15 protein-coding genes are annotated in these 18,169 nt (G+C 66.1%); 7 read left to right on the forward strand and 8 right to left on the reverse strand.

Annotated elements, in window-relative coordinates; genetic code table 11:
* From ACH0BU_RS15230 to ACH0BU_RS15250, 5 genes are all read right to left on the reverse strand, one after another.
* A partial coding sequence (locus tag ACH0BU_RS15230; RefSeq protein WP_500264263.1) for a 2,3-bisphosphoglycerate-dependent phosphoglycerate mutase occupies positions 1-589 on the reverse strand: 589 nt, incomplete at its 3' end.
* 114 nt (positions 590-703) lie between these two features.
* Positions 704-1,822, reverse strand: coding sequence for a zinc-binding metallopeptidase family protein (locus ACH0BU_RS15235; protein ID WP_500264264.1), 1,119 nt, complete (start codon positions 1,820-1,822; stop codon positions 704-706).
* 112 nt (positions 1,823-1,934) lie between these two features.
* A complete protein-coding gene (locus ACH0BU_RS15240) occupies positions 1,935-2,492 on the reverse strand; it encodes an NADH dehydrogenase ubiquinone Fe-S protein 4 (protein ID WP_406889365.1) in 558 nt (185 codons plus the stop codon).
* Positions 2,493-2,541: 49 nt separating this feature from the next.
* On the reverse strand, positions 2,542-3,048 hold the full coding sequence (locus ACH0BU_RS15245; protein WP_406889363.1) for an Hsp20/alpha crystallin family protein: 507 nt from the start codon (positions 3,046-3,048) through the stop codon (positions 2,542-2,544).
* 94 nt (positions 3,049-3,142) lie between these two features.
* The gene (locus ACH0BU_RS15250; protein WP_406889361.1) at positions 3,143-3,616 is read right to left on the reverse strand and encodes an Hsp20 family protein; all 474 of its coding nucleotides are present in this window, start codon (positions 3,614-3,616) and stop codon (positions 3,143-3,145) included.
* Between the two features lie 347 nt (positions 3,617-3,963).
* On the opposite strand from ACH0BU_RS15250, the gene ACH0BU_RS15255 reads away from it, so the two are divergent.
* A complete protein-coding gene (locus ACH0BU_RS15255; RefSeq protein WP_406889358.1) occupies positions 3,964-4,695 on the forward strand; it encodes a Bax inhibitor-1/YccA family protein in 732 nt (243 codons plus the stop codon).
* Positions 4,696-5,006: 311 nt separating this feature from the next.
* Here ACH0BU_RS15255 and ACH0BU_RS15260 read toward each other — a convergent pair whose 3' ends face one another.
* The 3 genes from ACH0BU_RS15260 to ACH0BU_RS15270 form a co-directional block, all read right to left on the reverse strand.
* The gene (locus ACH0BU_RS15260) at positions 5,007-8,465 is read right to left on the reverse strand and encodes an ATP-binding protein (protein WP_406889355.1); all 3,459 of its coding nucleotides are present in this window, start codon (positions 8,463-8,465) and stop codon (positions 5,007-5,009) included.
* On the reverse strand, positions 8,466-9,713 hold the full coding sequence (locus tag ACH0BU_RS15265; RefSeq protein ID WP_406889601.1) for a metallophosphoesterase family protein: 1,248 nt from the start codon (positions 9,711-9,713) through the stop codon (positions 8,466-8,468). It abuts the gene before it with no gap.
* A 227-nt stretch (positions 9,714-9,940) separates the two neighbouring features.
* Positions 9,941-12,238, reverse strand: coding sequence for an ATP-binding protein (locus ACH0BU_RS15270; RefSeq protein WP_406889352.1), 2,298 nt, complete (start codon positions 12,236-12,238; stop codon positions 9,941-9,943).
* Between the two features lie 298 nt (positions 12,239-12,536).
* Here ACH0BU_RS15270 and ACH0BU_RS15275 point away from each other — a divergent pair, with 298 nt between their 5' ends.
* The 6 genes from ACH0BU_RS15275 (at position 12,537) to ACH0BU_RS15300 (ending at position 18,145) form a co-directional block, all read left to right on the forward strand.
* Entirely contained in the window at positions 12,537-13,628 is a 1,092-nt protein-coding gene (locus ACH0BU_RS15275) for a site-specific integrase (RefSeq protein ID WP_500264265.1), read from the forward strand.
* A 31-nt stretch (positions 13,629-13,659) separates the two neighbouring features.
* Positions 13,660-15,177, forward strand: coding sequence for a hypothetical protein (locus ACH0BU_RS15280; protein ID WP_500264266.1), 1,518 nt, complete (start codon positions 13,660-13,662; stop codon positions 15,175-15,177).
* Entirely contained in the window at positions 15,170-16,063 is an 894-nt protein-coding gene (locus ACH0BU_RS15285; RefSeq protein WP_500264267.1) for a hypothetical protein, read from the forward strand. The genes ACH0BU_RS15280 and ACH0BU_RS15285 overlap by 8 nt, the downstream gene beginning before the upstream one ends.
* The gene (locus tag ACH0BU_RS15290; RefSeq protein WP_406889266.1) at positions 16,060-17,037 is read left to right on the forward strand and encodes a GIY-YIG nuclease family protein; all 978 of its coding nucleotides are present in this window, start codon (positions 16,060-16,062) and stop codon (positions 17,035-17,037) included. Before ACH0BU_RS15285 ends, ACH0BU_RS15290 begins: the two co-directional genes overlap by 4 nt.
* 146 nt (positions 17,038-17,183) lie before the next feature.
* Positions 17,184-17,663: an Xre family toxin-antitoxin system antitoxin gene (locus ACH0BU_RS15295; protein WP_232093348.1), complete on the forward strand. Its 480-nt coding sequence runs from the start codon at positions 17,184-17,186 to the stop codon at positions 17,661-17,663.
* Complete coding sequence (locus ACH0BU_RS15300; protein WP_406889268.1) at positions 17,660-18,145, forward strand: RES family NAD+ phosphorylase; 486 nt, start codon at positions 17,660-17,662, stop codon at positions 18,143-18,145. Before ACH0BU_RS15295 ends, ACH0BU_RS15300 begins: the two co-directional genes overlap by 4 nt.
* Positions 18,146-18,169 lie beyond the last annotated feature (24 nt).

An 18,169-nucleotide genomic window follows, 5' to 3' on the forward strand; every position in this document is an offset into this window, starting at 1 on the left:
ACCCCCAGGCCGGCGAGTGCGGACAGATCCTTGAGACCCTCAAGGGACAACCGCCGAGCGACTGCAAATTACAGATCTGAGCCCTAAGCTCGGGCGCGATCCGCGTTTCCCAGTAGGGTAGCACCCGCGCGACCGTGTCCTTGAGGCTCTCTGCCTTCGGGACCGCCATGCCGGCATACCTGCGATCGCCGGCCAGATCATACGGCCCCCCCGGCTCTTGGTTCGGCGGTCGGACGTCGAAGGAGCGGTGCCAGAGCACGACCTGCTCGTCTCCGTGCGCCGCCGCAGTCTCGACCTTGTTGAGACCGGTGAGGGCGCCGTAGTGGCGCTCGTTCAGCCGCCAGTGCTTCTCGACGGGCAACCACAGCCGCCCCATGGCTTCGAGCGCGAGGTTGAGCGTCTTGATTGCACGCGTAAGCACGCTCGTGAAGCAGAGGTCGAAATCCAACCCTCTCGCCGCCAACAGCTCACCCGCCGCCCTGGCCTCAGCCTCGCCCAGCGGCGTCAGGTTCACGTCCCACCAGCCGGTGAACCGGTTCTCAAGATTCCAGGTCGACTGGCCGTGGCGGAGCAGGACGAGAGTGGGCACCGCTACGCCCCGCGCCCGCGCGTAGAAGCTGGAGCACACGCGCCCGTCTCTTTACCCGCTTGGAAGCCGAGTGCCTTGTCCCTCATCTGGGCCACTCCGTTGCTCTGCTCGCCGTTAGACCCCGTGCCCGAACATCGCGATGAGCGCGGTCAGATCGGAGGCTTCCTGCCCCGTCTGGCGCGCAGCGGCTCGTGCGACCACTTGGTTGGCGAAATCGAGCTTGAGGACGACCCCGGGGTTGAGCCGAAAAGGATAGAGGTCGGGGTGCCCCATCGCGCGGTTGACCGCGTTGAGGGCGAAGGAGGTGGGCAGCCAGCGCCCGACAAGCGCGGCGGTGTCAGCGCTGTAAGCATCGATCTCGTCCCCTGTCCCGACCTGCGCTTTGAGTGCGACGCCGAAGTCCGTCATCGCCCCAAGTGTGTCGACGATATGGAGGTAATGGGCGAAGGTTTCCGCGAAGTCCTCCCAAGGATGGGCTGTGGCGTAGGCACTGATATGGCCGTCGGCCCAAGCGGGGGGAGGGCCGCCAGCATAGTAGCGACGTACCGCCTCCGAATAATCGGTACGCTCGTCCCCGAACAGCGCTCGGAAGCGATCCTGCATGTCGGTCCCGGCAACGAGCCTATACCAATAATAGTGGCCGATCTCATGACGGAAGTGACCGAGAAGGGTCCGATACGGCTCCCCCATTTCGTGTCGGATTCGCTCGCGCGCCACGTCATCCGCTTCGATCACGTTCAGGGTGATCACCCCGTCGGCATGCCCGGTGAGGAGCTGCGGCACGTAGCCGTTTTCCGCGGCAGGGTCGTAGAGGAAGTCGAAGGCGAGACCGTCCGGCCGCTCAGCTTTGGTCTCGAGCGGCAGGCCGAGCTTGATCACGCTTCGGATCATACGACGCTTGGCCTCCTCGATGCGTCGCCAACGTTGGAGGACGCCGGGGACGGCGAGATCGGGGATGATCCGGTTGTGCCGGCAGGCCCGGCACATCGCTGGCCGCGCCGTCGCGCCGTCTCCCGAGACGTCTGCGAGCCAGTTGCACGCGCCATAACGCTGATTGGCGCAGGGCTTCAGAGCCGCTCGCGCTCCTCTTGCATCCTGCCACTCGCCTGATTGGGGGTCGAGATATCTGAAGGCGTCGATCCGCCAGTCGAAGCCGACCGGACGCGCGCAACTGGGGCAGGCGCTTTCCTCGAGGTGAAGCTGTTGCCGACAGTTGGGGCAGGTGAAGGGCAAGGATCGGTCCCCTTAGTCTCATGTGGAGATCGGCACACGGAGATGAGCAGCGCGCCTCCGATCGCGGACGCTCGGGAGAGCGGCGCGCGTTCGTTCCGGCTCAGCAAGCGCGTCAGCTTCGGGAAACGCAGCGATCCTGCGGGTGCGATCCTCCGACCTCCAACAGATGCCAAGAGCTCGGCTCACCGCAGCAAACAGGATGCGGCCCGGCCGGCATGCAGCAGGTCGGGACGCCGACATGGTCGAAGCGCAGCGTCTCCTGCGGACGAGGCTCTGCCTTGCGTGTGGTCCCGAGGCATTCGTACGGGATACCGTATCGCCGGCAGTAATCCTCGGCTGCCTCCCGCGAGCGAAAGCTGAGGTCCAGATGGGTAAGGGGATCGCACCCACCGGTCCAGCCGGTCAGCGGATCGACGAAAGGGCGCGCGCGTACGCGGAACCGAAGATGCCACAGCCCTTCACGGGCTCGGCCGCCGGAGCGGTTGCCAAGCGGATCGGGCTCGATGATCGCGACCGCGCCTGTCGGGATCGCGCTCGCGTAGCGCCTCCACTGGGCGTCGTACGACGAGGCCGCCTCAGTCGCCTCGTTGTCGTTCGCGATCTGTGTGGGCAGCGTGGCCTGAACAGGCTCCGCCTCCCAGGATGAAGCAAAGATCGGGTTCGTTGCCATGTTCGCCTCCGAAAGGGGCAGCCGCTCCTGGCGGCTACCCCACGTCCTATCAGCTAGCGTTGATCGGAATGGTGCGCCGGCTCTCGATCGTCTCTGCTGTCTTGGGCAAGACGATCGTCAGCACGCCCTTCTTGAAGGTCGCGCTCGCCCGGTCTTCCTCGACGCCGCGCGGCAACCCGATGTGGCGCTCGAAGCGGCCATATGTTCGCTCTGAGTAGCCGCGTTCCTTGTCCTCGGTTTCGGCGCGCTTCTCGCCGCGGATCGACAGGACGTTGTCCTCGACCCTGATGTCGACGTCCTTTTCGTCGATGCCAGGCAGTTCGGCGGTGACGCGGATTTCCTTGTCCGTCTCCGAAAGCTCCACGGTGGGCCAGTCGAGGCTACGCCCCCAGCCGTTCAGCGCGGGCACGCCGAAGCCGCGGAAAACGTCGTCGAACAAGCGGTTCACATCCCGGTGCAGCGACACAAGCGGATGCTGCTGGTCGGGTGCCTGGTCGGTTCGGACGGGAGCACGGCTTTCCTGCCGGCCCCATGGAATGAGATCACGAATTGCCATGATGGTTTACCTCCTTTCCTGGCAGGTGTTGAACATGGCCCATCGGCCGCTCCGCGTCGCGGCGCGCCGATAGAGCCTTTCATTGTCGCGGGGATCAGGCCGCTGCGCGGTCGTCGCCCTTGGGCGCTTCGAGTCGATCGCCGTCGCCGCTGCCGCCAGCGATCTCGATCTTGCGCGGCTTCATGGCCTCGGGGACGACGCGCTTCAGCGCGATCGACAGCAGGCCATTCTCGAACCGGGCATCGCCCGCCTCGACGAAGTCGGCAAGCTGGAAGCGCCGCTCGAAGGAACGAGCAGCGATACCGCGGTGCAGATACTCGCCCCTGGTGTCGTCCTCGGCGCGCTTGCCGGTGACGGTGAGCAGGTTCTGCTGAGCGACAATCTCGATGTCCTCAGGGCGGAAACCCGCGACCGCGAGCGTGATGCGGTAGCTGTCGTCCCCGTCCTTCACGATGTCGAAGGGCGGATAGCCATCATCCTCGCGGGCACCTGACTCGAGCAGGTTGAAGAGACGGTCGAAGCCGACCGTCGATCGCCGATACGGCGAAAAGTCGAAGTTGGTTCTCATCTCCAAATCCTCCTGTGAGCAATCTGGGCATGAGAAGCGTCGGAAACGGAGAGCCGACGCCCTCTATGTCCACCGGACCCGAACGGCGTCCGGCACGACCAAAACTAGTCAGGGCTGGGTCGGTTTCAAGAGTTGACCGTCGAGATTGTCCAACATCTGATCGAGTGATCACCCCTTGAAACTTATGCGGCCAACTATAGTTTTGTCTCTGCGGACCGGGCCCCTCTGACGGAGGCAGTCTTGCCCCCGTGATATCGGACCGCATCGAGCGCGCTCGGTGCAGGATCGCGAGCTCCCTTGTGGAGCCGGCCGAGTGCCTCATTGACATTGGAGCAATGGAGTGAGGCATGAACAGATTGTTCGAACCGAATACCTATCGGCCTTTTCCCTCGGCCCGAGCTGCGAGCACGGCCGCGTATGATGAAGGCCTGCGCCGGCACATGCTTGGCGTCTATCGCAATATGGCTGTCGGCCTCGGCATCACCGCGCTGGTGGCGTCTCTCGTCGCGAGCGTGCCAGCGCTGTACCAGCCGATCTTCGGGACACCGCTGAAGTGGGTTGCGATCTTCGCGCCGCTGGCGTTCGTCCTGTTTTTCTCTTTCAGGGTCGAGCGAATGACGACCGCACAGGCGCGGGCGGCCTTCTTCGCCTTTGCTGCGGTCATGGGTCTCTCGATGGCGAGCATCTTCCTGGTGTTCACAGGCACCAGCATCGCGCTCGCCTTCTTCAGCGCCGCGGCCGTGTTCGCGGCTATGAGCCTGTGGGGCTACACGACGAACGTAGACTTGTCGCGCTGGTCGACCTTCCTGATGGTCGGTCTGATCGGCGTCGTAATCGCGAGCCTCGTGAACCTGTTCGTCGGCTCATCGACGCTGCAGCTCGTCTTCTCGGTAGTCGGCGTGCTGGTGTTCACTGGCCTGACGGCTTGGGACACGCAGCGCCTCAAGAGCGAGTATCTCGCTTATGCCGGGACCGAACGGGCAGAGAAGCTGGCGGTGATGGGCGCGCTGTCGCTGTATCTCAACTTGGTGAACCTGTTCCAGCTGCTGCTCAGCCTGTTTGGCCAGCGGGACGAGTAAGGGAGGTGTAGACCGACGCGGTCGCCGGACTGGGCAGCGCCGTCGTCTCGACGATCGGCGCTGCCGGCCGCCGCGTTTCCGAATGAACGTCGTCGCGAGCGGTGCAGGTTGTGTTTCCACCTCGCGCAGTCTCTTCGGACCTGCTGTGGGGGCCTTGGGAAATGGAGCCGGGCTCTATAGGGGCCGACCGACCGCATCCGATCAGGCGTCTTCCCCTCAGGACCGCCCATGGTAGCTTAGGTCTTCCGAAAGAGCCTGAGCGGCGGCCCAGTGCGGCCTCAGCGCGGGGAGATGCCCCGGCGGCGCGGGTTTCAACCCAGCGCGCACTCCGAGTGGATATCGGCGCCCACCACGGAGCGTGCGATCGATTTGAGATGGGGATGGTGGGTGAAGAAGAGGACCTGCGTCGACCTGGCGAGCTCCGCCAGCACGCGGAAGCCCGCTTCGGACCGGTCGTCGTCGAAATTGACGAAGAGGTCGTCGGCTAAGAACGGCAGACGGACGCCCGCGGCGACGGACTGCTCGACGGCGGCGAGGCGCAATGCGAGGAACAGCTGGTCGGTGGTACCCTCGCTCATGGCGCCGACTTCGACGACGGTCCTGCCGTCGTCACGTACCCCGAGGAGGCGCGGCGAGGCGGCGTCGCTGTCGATCCGCAGCGCGGCGTATCGCCCGATCGTCAGGGCCGAGAAGAGCTCCGAGGCGCGAAGCAGCATCGGATCCTGGTGTTGCTCGCGATATCTCTCGATTGCCCAACGCAGCGTCACCGCCTGCGCCCGCTTCAGGATATATTGCTCTGAAAGGACCGCCAGCTCCGCCCGGGCCTGACCCGCGTCCGTGGCAGCGTCGATGGCGCTGTCTCCCTCCTGCTCGAGATTGGCGAACGCCCTCCGTGCATCGCCGAGCCGGCCCGCCGCGGCATCCACCTCGGCGTTTAGGTCCGCCAGTTGGGATTCGAGCGTCTGTGTCCTGGCCGCCAGGCCGTCCGGATCGACGCCGTCGAGGGATCCGAGGAGTTCCGCAAGACCTTTGCCGTCGCCGGCCGATGTGATCGCCGTCTCGGCATCCGCGACCGCCTCCCGGAGCGCTCTGACCGCGCGAGATCGCGCGATGGCGGCCGCGAGCTCGTCGACGCCTTCCGAACCCGTCTCCTCCATCAGGCTCCTGAGGGAACCCATGGCCGCCGCTAACCTCGCCTCCTCGGCCTCCACCTCTTCATTGCGGGCCTCCATGGTGGCCTTCAGGGCGTCCATGACCTTGGCCGTGGCGCGCGCGGAGGTCAGGCGGCTCCGTAGCGCGGTCAGCCGCTCCTCCGGATTTTCGGACGCGGGGATGCCGACGGCGTCGCCGGCCGCGTGGACCCTGGCGCCGTGGTCGGCCGCGTCCCTTTCCATCCCGTCGAGCCGTCCCTGCAGGTCCAACAGCGCCTCGATCTCGACGCGCAGCTCGTCGAGTATGTCGAGCGCGGCGATCGCGTTTCCGAGCTCGAGGTCGAGCCCGGTCTGGTCTAGTTGCTCGCGCCACTGAGCTTCACGGACGGCAGCCACGTCCTCGAGCCGCTTCCTGCGTCGTCTGAGGGTGTCGGCGTCCTGCTCGATACGCGCCGCGGCGGCCTCGTCGAGCCGTCTCTGCTGCTCGGCCGCCTCAAGGTCGGCCCGCAGTCGCCCGGCGATCGCCAGGATGGGCGCGATCTCGGCGGCATCCGGCGGGGCGGCGCCTTGGGCGAGACATGATGCGAGTGCCTGTCGTACCTTGGCCCGGCGGACGTCGGCCGCCTCGGCTTCCGCCATCGCCGCGACGGAGGCGGCGTACGCCGCCTCGGCGACATCCCTCGCGGCGTTCCAGCCGACAAGGCGCGTCGGCTCCATATCGATATGGCCCGCCGCTTCCAGCCTCTCCCGCCAGGCGCTTCGTTTGGTGTCGACGCGCTCCTCCGCGCCCTTCGCGCGAAGCTCCGCCTGCTCCGCATCGAGCATGAGCTTCGCGACCCGGTTCTGCATGTCGGCAAGACGGCTCGACTCGTCGGCCGCCGCGAACCGCAGGTCACTGAGCTGGTCCGCCTCTGCCAGGGTGGCTTCGAAGACGGTGACAGCTTCGCCCGGCGCGGCGATTGGCGCCGCGGTCAGAATGTGATCGCGGAGCGGGTGCCAGTGTTCGTTGCGGGCGGTGCGCGCGCTCTGGATCTCCTCCGCGGAGACCGCGTTCCCGGAGGCGAGCTGCTCCATTTGGAGGGAAAGGGCCGCGGCCTCCTCCCGGGCGCGCCCGGCGGCGGCGGACTCCCGCTCGGCTTCGGCCGAGAGGTTCGCCATCGCCGTCCGCGCTTCATCGATCTCCGCCTGTTCGATTCGGGGGAGCTCCAGGAGCGTCGCGGCGTCGCCGCTCCACGGCGCCAGCCGCGAAAGCGACTGCGCCAGGGTCGTCGAGGCTGTGTCGGCCGTCCTCCGCAGGGACTGGCAGCGGGCGTCGAAGTCGGCACCGAGCGCGCGCGCGGCGTCGACGGCGGCGATGACCGGCCCCAGGTCGCTATTCGGCTCATCGTCGGTCTTGCGCGGGAGACCCGAGGCCGCCCTCCGCCGTTCGTCGAGCTCCTCCTCGCTCTGCGCGATCTGGGCGATCGCCGACCTGTCCTCGACGTGCGAGAGCGCGAGTTCGCGCAGCCTCGCGCTGGCGATCCGTGACGGTGGATCGGCGGCCAGCGCGCCAGCCTCCTCCCGTAGGCGTTCGATCCGGCCGGTCCGCGTAGCGTGCTCGGTCCTGAGTCGGACCATGTCGCTGCTCGCCTTCGCGACCGCCCCCGAGGCGCTCACGAGCGTGTCGACGAGATCCGCCTGAGCCAGTATCGCCTCGTCCGCCACAAGCGCGTCCACACGCTCGGCTGCTTCCTCAGCCAGCTTCGCCGCGGCGGCCTTCGCGCGGCCCGCGGACGCGGCCTCGCCCATCGCGGTTTCTGCCGCCTCCTCGCGCTGCGCAGCCAGCTCGATAGTCGCACCGTGTGCCTCGAGGGCGGCCAGGTGTTCCGCCCGCAGGCGCGCCGACGGCGCGATCCGGCGGATCCGCTCCGCGCGGCTCATCTCGGCGAGCAACTCGTCGCGCCGACGTTGGGCCTCGTCCAATGCGGCCTGCGCGGTCGCCACCGCCGCCCTCGCGTCGGTCCAGATCCTCGGTCGGAGCGACCTGTCGCGGATGGAACGCAGGCCGGCCTCAAGTTCCCGCTGGGCGACGGTGAAGGAGCGTCTGTTGGACGCGCGTGGACCCCAGATGGCGTCCGCCTCCTCCTCCAGCCGCGCCAGCTCGTCCGAGACTCCGGTAAGGCCGGAGCCGGCCGCGAACAGCGCCCGGCCAAGGTCATTGCGGGCCTCGACCATGGCCTTGCCGCCGGCCCGCAGGCCCTCCTGGTCCAGGCTGAACGAGAGGCCGAAGGTCTCCCTCGTCTGTCCCCTGAGCATCGCGAGGAGCGCGCCCTCGTCGATCGGCCGGTCGTCCGGACCAACGAGCGAGGCGTTTGGGGCCTTCTTGCGGCGGCAGGCGAGCGTGGCCCCCTCGTCCTCAAGCACGGCGCCGACCCGCAGGAGCGAGTAGTCGTACATGAAGTTGTAGGGCGATCGGACTGGGAAGCCGAACAAGAGATCCGACACCGCGGCGAGCGACGTGGTCTTGCCGGCCTCGTTCGCGCCGTAGATGACGTGCAGGTCCGGTTGGCCGTTGCGGAACGAGAGCGAGCAGTCCTCAAAGTGGCCGTAGCGCTCGAGCGACAGGTTTACGAAGCGCACCTACGCCTCCCCAGTCAGGCGCGACCGCAGCGCGAGTGTCGCCGTTTGGAGCACCGCCGTCCAGTCCCCGTCGCCCGCGGATCGCCGCAGGCCCTCGTCGTCGGCATCGTCCGGCGACTGGCCGATCGCGGTCTGCGTGGCGAGCATGAACGGGGCGAGGTCCTCGGCGAGGAGGGCGGCGAGCTCCGGGTCGGTAGCCGCTTGTCCGATGAGGGACGACAGGTCGTCCCCAATCCGGATCTGCTGCGGTTGCGCGGGCGGTCCGACCAGCACCTTCACCCTTTCGATGAACAGGTCCGGCGATATTGACGCGGCGACCGCGCGCGCGTCGTCGCGGATCGACGACACGCCGTCGTGTAGTGCGCCGGCGTCCGCGGTCTCGCCGGTGAGCGACACTCGTGCGACGAGAGGCAGGCCTGCCGCATCGGCCTGCCAAGTGGAGAGGAGTGATGCGCGCATGAGCGAGGCCACCGCGTCTGCCGCCGCCCCGGTGCAGTCGACCTCGACGTGCGCCCAGCGCAGTACGTCCAGTTCGACGTGCTCGATGTTGACGATCTGGGCGTCCTCCACCGCCACTATTACCGCGCCCTTAGGCCCGGTCTCGCGGATCGTGCGTCCCTGCGTGTTGCCCGGGAAGACGACGTATGGGTCTTCTGAGACGACCTCGTGCTCGTGGACATGGCCGAGCGCCCAGTAGTCGTAGTGCTTGGACCTGAGGTCCTCCAGGCTGCACGGGGCGTACGCGGCATGGCCCTGGCGGCCGGCTAGCGCGGTGTGGAGCACGCCGATGTTGAAGTGGTGCTCGACCGCGTCGGGATAGGCGAGGACGAGGTTGTCGGTAACGGCCGGCGTTGCGAAGCTCTGGCCGTGCACGGCGACGGCGAACTCCGGCAGGACATGAGTCTCCGGGCGCCTCGTCCCGAACAGCTTGACGTTGTCGGGCCAAGGGATGCTGCGCGTCAGCACCGACTCCGCGTCATGGTTGCCGGACAGCAGGAAGACCGGGACGTCAGCCTGGGCGAGCCGACCCATCGCCCGCGCGAAGTAGAGGCCGGTACCCATGTCCTTCCAGTCCCCGTCGAACAGGTCGCCGGCGATCACCACGAAGTCGACTTCCTCGTCGAGGGCCCGTTGGACGAGGTTGTCGAATGCCGCCCGGGTCGCACCTCGGATGTCTTCCTCCGGAAGTCCCTCGTATCTCGACAGGCCGCGCAGCGGGCTGTCGAGGTGGATGTCGGCGGCATGCAGGAAACGGAAGTCTGTAATGGCTCACCCCCAAGCGTCGGCCGCGCAATCTTCATCATCACATCGCGCGCGCCAACATGCAGCACAGTTTTGATGCCGACAACTCGGTGTCGTTGCACGCGCTCCTATGAGCAAACGTTGTCGATAGCTCTCAGGTTTGCGGTCTGTGTTGCCAACAATCCTCGGCGTCCTCCGGCGGAATGCCCCAGGCTTTCGACGGCCAGAAGGTATCAGGTGCAGAGGCCCTTCAGCCGTTTTAGGTGGTTCCCGTCGACGTGTTCCATCATGGCGAAGAGCGCAGCGGCCGCTCCCCGCGTCTCCTCGAGGGTCATCGTTGAGAAGGACAGCAGGTCGTCGAGGTTGTCGGAGTGGGATTCGACTTGGGTGAGCCGTTCGAGCGCCGCCAGCCTCTCCCTGTCGAGATCCGGATAGTCCGCGCACAGTTTGTCGAGCTGGCCAGGCAGTCCTCCACCACCCGGACTCTTGAAGGCGAGGAACACGTCGAGCACCCGGCGGATCACGTTGGGCATCATGTAGCTGTGGTCGTCGTAAGCGTCTGGCTGCTCGGCGAAGCGCAGCACGTGACTGAAAAGGAAGTGGTACTCCGAATCGTACTCGCGGAGCAGCTTCGACATCTCGATGATCCTGGAGGAGCGGCGGTGCTCTCCCTCGGGGATCGTGACGTCAATGTAGAGGAATGTGGCGGTCGGATCCTTGCCGGCGGGAGGCCGTGCCTTGCCCTTCCAGGCCTTTCGGAACTCGTTCATGCACTGGAGATTGTGCGTGAGGACGAAGACCTGCGCGGCTTTCTCGAGCCGCGTCCTCACGAGGGAGCAGGCGAAGTTTAGCGCCTTGGTGTCGAGGCTCGAGACCGGGTCGTCCACCACCACGATGACGTCCTTCAGCTTCCGGTTGTCCGCCTCGATGGAGGAGAGGAAGTAGGAGATCGCGATGGCTGTCTTCTCGCCCTCGCTCGGCATGCCGGTGATCGGCGTCCCATGGCGGTGCAGTTCATAGCCTTCGTCGACGGGGTTGATGGTCAGCTCGCCGTGGCCGAGGTAGGCCGCGATGAGCTTGTTGATGACGGCGGCCGCGGGGCCGTGCGTCCGGATGCGCTGGCGCAGCTCGCGTGCGTTCTCCCGCAGGGCGGACAGCGCATCGGTCTCGACCTTCAGCCTGGCGGTGGCGTCGCCGACGTCATTCGCCGTCTTGGCGTATTCCTCGCGGCAGTCGACGATGAAGTGGCGGCGGATGGACGTCTCCGCATCCTCCTTCCGCTTCGCGAAGTCGGCGACGCCTTGGTTGTGGACTGCGATCGTCTCGTTGACGCTCGCGACGCTTGCCGCCAGGCGCTCGGCGGTGGCGAGCACATCCGCCTCGGCGGCGACGTCCTTCATATCCGCGGGAGAGGCGGGCCGCTCCAGCTTTGCGGACAGCACGCCTTGCAGCGTGCGCAACTGCTCCGCGAGCTGGCGCGCGTTCTTCGACGCGTCCTGCCTCAGGTCCCTGAAGCCGGGCCGCAGTTCGCTGGCCAGGTCGTCCACCGCGGGCAGCTGGGCGGCCAGTTGGTTGATCGACCCTAGAAGACCGTCGAGACGTTCGGCGGTTCTCTTCAGGCGGGCGACGAACTGATCGACCCTGTCGTCGAGCGCCGCCGCCAGCAAGGCGCGGCGTTCCGCCGGGATCTCGTTCCCGCACAGAAGGCAGTCGGCCAGCCCGTGGGCGTCGTGGTATTCGTGGCCGCGCTTCAGCCAGAGTAGCATGTCTGGGTGCCGCCGCACCTCCTCGAGCGCGACGGTCGCGAGCGACTGGCCGCAGACCTCGGCGATGAACCGGTAGGCCGTCTCGATGGTGCTCTTTTCGAATGACAGCGGGTCGCGGCCGGGCATTGGCTCGTCCATCCTGCGGGTGTCCTCGGCGGCCTTCAGCTCGTCATCCGTCAACCTGGGTCCTTCATGATCCTTCCAGGTGTCGAAGTCCCTCGCGAGCGCCGGCGCCTCGTACTTGCGGCTACCGAGATGGAGGCGCGACGCGACCGACTTGGCGCGCTCGCGCTTGTAGCTGGCGAAGGTCTTGTCCGCGGCCCTCTCGGTCGCAGCCGCCGCCTCGCTCTTCGCTTCCGCCTTGACGATGTCGCCCCCGATCCTCGTCAGCTCGGCGGCAGCTTCCGCCTGGTCCGCGCCGATGTAAAACACCGGTTTCGCGCGCCCGGCGGCCCATTGAAGGTTCTGCTCGATGTAGTCCGAGTTGAACACGAGCATCCGTTGCTCGAACCCTTTGGGATTGGTCGGGCACCCGAACGCCGTCCCGTCGTCCAGCGTCACCTCGAACGTGCCGCTCTGCGGGAGCTTCGGGTGCGGTCCACCCGACTCGAGGCTTGCGAACAGCCGCGACAGCGTGCTCTTGCCCGAACCGTTAAACCCGTAAATCAGATTGTAGCGTCGGAAGTTCAGGGACGGCGATCGCGCGCCGCGGTCGGCGTAGATTCCCATTCCCTGCAGCGACTTGATGTTTGTGAGGATCCCCATTGCAGGACTTCATTCCTCGCTGCGATTATTGTCAATCTAGGAGCAATATTGAGACCGGCCGCAGTTGAAGGTAGCGCTGCAGCTCGAATGTGGCGACAACCTGTTCGATGCGGTCGCCAACCTCGCAGCTGGCAGGCCCCACAAGGGTATAGCGCTGCCCTCTGCGTTTGTCAGATCAGCGCTGGACGGCTTTCGCGTTGCGCTCCACCCAAAGGCAAGAGGCGAGGACCGTCTCTATGCACGCTTCTCGTGTCCGATAACATTCCTTATCGGACACGAGTGACAAGGCACGGGGAGGGTGGCAGAACGACTCCGCAGCGTGGTTGAGGGCATGGTGGCGGACGAGGAGAACGGCGAAATGAGCGATGAAGCCGGGTCGACCCCCGCGCTTCCCGCGCTCGTCGCCGCCAGCGGCATGCTCGCGGTCCTGCATGAGGACCTAGAGCGCGCGGCTGCCTATAAGAAAGCGGCGCGCGCCGCGGCGACGCACCGCGCCTATGCGTCCGACTGGAAGATCTACCAAGCATGGTGCAGCTCGCGCGGGCTCCAGCCGATGCCGGCCCACCCCGAGCAGATCGCCGCGTTCGTCGCCAACCAGGCCCATGCCGGCGCCAAGGCGAGCACCGTCGAGCGGCGGGTTGCAGCCATCGGCCACTATCACCGCGCAAGCAACTATCCGGCGCCCGGCGCGCACCCCGAAGCCGGGGGCTTGCGCGAGGCGCTCGCCGGCATTCGCAATGACAAGAAGGTCAGGAAGACCAGGAAGGACGCCGCCGACGCCTCCGCGCTGCGCAACATGCTAGCCGAGATCAAGGGCGATGGCCTGCGCGCCACCCGCGACCGCGCGCTCCTCGCGCTCGGCATGGCCGCGGCGCTGCGACGCTCCGAGCTGGTAGCGCTGACGATGGACAGCGTCGGCGTCCTCGAACGCGGCCTGGAGCTGTATCTAGGCGCGACGAAGACCGACCAGGCAGGAGAAGGCGCGACGATCGCGGTCCCGGAAGGCTCGCGGATCCGCCCGAAAGCCTTGTTGCTCGACTGGATCGCTGCGGTGCGTGCCCTTGAGGTCGACGTCCAGAGGACCCCGACTGAGGGAGCCGCCATGCCGCTGTTTCGGCGGCTGACCCGCGGCGACCAGCTCACCACGTTCCCGATGTCTGACAAGGCGGTCGCCCGGCTCGTCAAGCACTGCGCCGCCGCCGCCGGCTATGACGCAAGTAAGTTTTCGGGTCATTCACTGCGCGCGGGGTTCCTGACCGAGGCAGCCAGCCAGGGCGCGACCATCTTCAAGATGCAGGAAGTGAGCCGGCACAAGACGGTCCAGATCCTCTCCGAATATGTCCGCTCGGCCGATCGGTTTCGCGACCACGCTGGCGACCGGTTCCTCTAGGAACGGCTGAGGAAGAAGGAGCTGCTGGGCCGTGCAAGAGCGTATCACGATCGACATCCCGAACTTCGCCGCCATGGATGACGATCAGGTCGCTGGACACATCCTTACGCGTGTGGTGGACGGGCGTTGGAGCCACCTCACGCGGTCTTTGATGCAGAAGCTGCAGGCGTCAAAGCTCGATCTGAACAGCCACTGGGCGTCGACATGGCAGGGGTGGGAATGTCCGTGCTGTCAGCGTGCGAAAGCGTCTATCGCGCGGGTGACCGCCGATGGGGTCCTCCTGTGCAAGCTCGTGTGGCATCATGATCACCTCGGAGATTTCGCCAAGACGCTGCTGCGCCCGGTCAAGGAACTGGACGGCAGCGACGACGAGCGGGCTAGGCGACAGGTGGCGCATACCCTCGTCTTTCCGTTGGTCGAGCGGTTTGCGGCCACGCTGGTCTGCGAGGATTGCAACAACGCCGACGCGGACATGAAGGCGGCGCTCGCGCCGGATATCGACAGATGGTTCAGCTTCTCGCCCGACGAGATCAGCCGCTTCATCCGAGTGCGCGCCAACGAGCGGCACGAACTCGACGCCAACGCCGCAAGCAGTGCCTGGCAAGCAGCCGAACCCGTTTTTCGCGACCGGGCTTCCTTCGCGCGGATGTTCGCCGAGCGCGTGAACGCCGGTCGGCACGATCGTGAGGCCCACGGCACCGGTCAGGTGGATTCCTCCACAAATGCCACCATGCTATATCGCATGGCCTCGGAAAGGAGCAGTCCCCGCTCCGGGCTCTCCGAGATGGAGGAAGCGCTCTGGGCCCGATCGCGCGCCAGTGACGGGCATTCCGTGGCCAAGAGCAAGGGGCAGAACCGGCGGGTGGTGGCGCCGAGTGCCGCCGACTTCGCCGCCGTTTGCGCCGCCAATGCGACCTCTCGCCCGTGGCTGGGCGCCGGGGAGGATTGGATCTGTGGCATCTGCGAGCGGAGCAAGTTCGAGGTCACCAGGCGGGGCAACACCGGCAAGTTCGGTGCCCGGATCCAGCAGCTGCGGGACTTCTGCGTCGAGGCGAACCCCGATAACCTGGCGTGGCGCCGGCGAGCCCATGACATACCCCTGATCTTCGACGCACATCGGTCCTATTCAGTGTGCCAGGACTGCCGATCGGTCGTCGTGGAAGCGGGCAAGGTCGTGCCGGGGATTGGCGAAGACGCGTTGCGCCCCGCCGACTTGCGAGCCCTGATCGGCGAACCCACGCCCCACGCCCGCCACCAGGTCGACCGTGCGGCGCTCGCTGAAGCAGTGGCGGCGAGCGCTACGTGGCGGAGTGCGGCCAAAGATTATTGGGCGCACTTCAACGAGGCCTCGGACGCGCAGGCTTCGGTGACGATCTTCGCCCGCCAATTTCCTATGCCAAGGGCCAAAGAGCTCGCTCTTGCCCGGCACGAGGAGCGTTTCGATCTCGCTCCGGGCACTGCGCGCGAGCGGTTCGAGTGGCTCGTCTCGGAAGGGATCCGCTTGATCGCCATCGCCAAGCAGGACCGCCAGCAAATGGGTGATGCGTAGCGCCGTCCCGACGCGAGAGCTTAGAAGCTTGGACGGACGCAGGCGGGCCCGCTATCCATTTGCCATGGCTCGCGAGTGGACAGACGAGGAGCGGCGACGCGCTGACGAGGAGGAGGAGGCTCATTATTGGGCCACCGTCGAGGAGAAACGCCGCGAGGAAGAGGAGCGAAAGGCGGCCCGGGAAGCAGCCGTCGAAACGATGGTCGCCTGGTTCCACGAGCAGTTCGAAGACCCGCAGGTGCAAACCCCGCGCGACAACGAGACCGACAGCTACATCTATCCGTGGGGCGGACCGTTCGAGGCAAGTGACGTGCTGTACGGCGCCTTCCAAGAGGAGCACGATGAGGAGCTGATCCTGTCCGCCGTCAAGGCGATCGAAAGCGATGGCACCACGGAGTGGGCCCCCTCCTCCTCGGGCGACTATTACGAGCATCCCGAGGATGAGGATGGCGGGCTTAGCGACGCCAACGCGGCGCAGCTCACGGCGTCCGCGCTCGAACGGCTGGACGCACTGGAAGCCATCATCGCCGAACTTCCCAGGGTTCCAGCACAGCTCGGGCACAATGCTCCCCCCGACGAGGTGGGCATTCCACCCTACTCCGATGAGGATCGGGAGACCGTCAGGGCGACGATCGTCGAGGCACGGGCGGCGCTTGCTGATCCTGCGCCCGATGCACTCGAGCTTGCGACGCTCGGCCGCCGCTTCGAGCGATGGGGAGCCAAGATCATGGTGTGGCTCGGCAAGAAGGCGGACCTCGCCGTCGACGAGGTCATCAAGAATTCCATTCGCGCCGTGACCTGGGCTCAGGCGGCAGGAGCCGCCGCGGCCACCGCCGACATCTTGCTGCACCTGGCGAAGCATCTACTTGCCGGCGGCCGACCATGAGCGAGCGCTTCGAACAGGTTGAACTGCAACCATTCCGCGTGCTCGGCGACCGCCGCACACCGAAGCGCTGCTACGTCTATGCGCATCTCGGGCCCGACCGGATCCCCTTCTATATCGGCAAGGGATCAGGCTCTCGGGCCTGGTCGACGGACCGCGATGCGCAATGGCACCACTTCGTCCGGAGCCGGTGTGGCTGTGCGTACGAAGTCGTGATCGTCGCCGAGGATATGGACGAGGGGTACGCCCTCGAACTCGAAGGCGAACTGATCGTACGCCACGGCAAGACCCTTATCAATTGGGTCAACCCGGGACGTCAATTCGACTATGCGGCGCTCGACCGCTTTCACAAGCTGCGGGATGCGACAACCAGCTTCATCTCGGCAACGCGGCCGCTGGAGATCAGCGATCCGGAACGGGCGGTCGCGCGGTATCGCGAGGCAATCGCGCAGATGCACGAATACAGCGCGATCACCTACGAGACAGGCCTTGTCGCTGACTTGAGACGTGAGATTGGTGTCTCTGCTCAAGGTGACATCGCAGCTCTGGATCGTTTGACGCTGGTCCTGCGCAAGCTTGGCCGCTTCGGAGAGATCGTAGAGAGTGTCGACGAGTATTTCGGCCGCTACCCCGATAGCGTAACGCCGAACCATCCCGTGCTCAGGCGGCGCGCGGAGGCTGGCGCTATCCTGGCAGGCGAACGGAAGGCGCCGAAGATCCCGGTCGGCAAACCTCGCGCCCAAAAGACCGGCACCGTTCCGGAGGACGAACTGGCGCCGCTACTGGCGAAAGCGCGGCGCGACCGCGCGCCCTGGGACTGGCTGGTGGCCGCACGGCTTTGTCGCACGCATCATGATCGTGACCGCGAGATCGCGCTGCTGGAGGAGTTCCTGAGCGGAGCGCGTGTCCCGGGGCGATCGTGGCTCGAGCTGGAGGAGCGCCTGTTCAAACTGCGGGCGATGCTCGCCTCGGGATAACTCGGCCCACGCCTGCGGCCGCGCAAGCACCGCCTCGCTGCCGATCAAGCGTGTCCAGCAGCGTAAATAAGGTTGGGTGCGATCGACCAACCCACCTTGCAAGCTCTGCTCAGATGAGCCATATAACTGCTCAAAGGAGCATTTCCGTGGCCCACGCATCCGCCGCTCAGAGGAAAGCCGACCCGGCGTTCCCGCCCTCATTTCCCTATGTCGACCTCTTTCGGGCCGCACCCGTGGAGCGCATCGAGTTCATCAAGGCCGGCGTTTCTGCGCGCAAGGTCAAGATTCTCATCACCGAGCTCCACCTGGACCAGAACGTCATGTTCGATGCGCTCAGCCTCAAGACCGCGACCGTCAACCGAAAGGCCGCTCGAGACGAGGTTCTGTCCGTCGAGGAGAGCGAGCGCGTCGTGGGTCTCGCGAAGCTCGTCGGCCAGCTGGAAGCAATGGTCGAAGAGTCCGGAGCGGGTGAGGATTTCGATGCGCCCACCTGGCTATCCCGCTGGCTGCGCGAGCCGCTGCCTGCGCTCAAAGGCGCCAAGCCGATCGATTTTCTGGATACGATGGAGGGCCAAGCTCTCGTGTCGCGTGCGCTCGCTCAGATCCAGAGCGGAGCCTATGCGTGAGCCAGCGGCTGTTTCGGATTGCCACGGATACCAAGACCTACACGGCCGACGACATGACGGGCACGGGCGCCAAGCTTACCGGCGGCCGCTGGAATGATGTGGGGGTCGCTGTCGTCTATTCCTCCCCCACGCGTGCCCTCGCCTGCCTCGAAACTCTCGTCCATCTGAATGCTGGCGGTTTGCCGCTCAATCGGTATCTTGTCGAAATCGAGGTTCCGGACGATCTATGGGCGGCCGCAGAGAGCACGGCGGCTTCGTCGCTGCCCGTAGGCTGGGATGCGGAGCCGGCGGGCCTGGTGAGCACGACCTTCGGGACCGACTGGGCCAATAGTGGCCGATCTGCGCTTCTGATGGTCCCTTCGGTGGTCATCCCGGAAGAGCTGAACGTCCTGATCAATCCGGGGCATCGCGATGCCGGAAGGATTGCGGCCCGAAAGGTGCGCAAATGGATCTACGATCCGAGGATGGACAAAAGAGCTTGAGTCCGATCGCCCCAAACGTCCTCG

It is taken from the genome of Sphingomonas olei (assembly GCF_045369765.1).
Taxonomy (GTDB): Bacteria; Pseudomonadota; Alphaproteobacteria; order Sphingomonadales; family Sphingomonadaceae; genus Sphingomonas; species Sphingomonas panaciterrae.

Bases quoted from the DNA above. Each gene is read 5' to 3' on its own strand.
- ACH0BU_RS15240 (WP_406889365.1), bottom strand. From the start codon at position 2,492: ATGGCAACGAACCCGATCTTTGCTTCATCCTGGGAGGCGGAGCCTGTT.
- ACH0BU_RS15245 (WP_406889363.1), bottom strand. From the start codon at position 3,048: ATGGCAATTCGTGATCTCATTCCATGGGGCCGGCAGGAAAGCCGTGCT.
- ACH0BU_RS15250 (WP_406889361.1), bottom strand. From the start codon at position 3,616: ATGAGAACCAACTTCGACTTTTCGCCGTATCGGCGATCGACGGTCGGC.
- ACH0BU_RS15255 (WP_406889358.1), top strand. From the start codon at position 3,964: ATGAACAGATTGTTCGAACCGAATACCTATCGGCCTTTTCCCTCGGCC.
- ACH0BU_RS15270 (WP_406889352.1), bottom strand. From the start codon at position 12,238: ATGGGGATCCTCACAAACATCAAGTCGCTGCAGGGAATGGGAATCTAC.
- ACH0BU_RS15285 (WP_500264267.1), top strand. From the start codon at position 15,170: ATGCGTAGCGCCGTCCCGACGCGAGAGCTTAGAAGCTTGGACGGACGC.
- ACH0BU_RS15290 (WP_406889266.1), top strand. From the start codon at position 16,060: ATGAGCGAGCGCTTCGAACAGGTTGAACTGCAACCATTCCGCGTGCTC.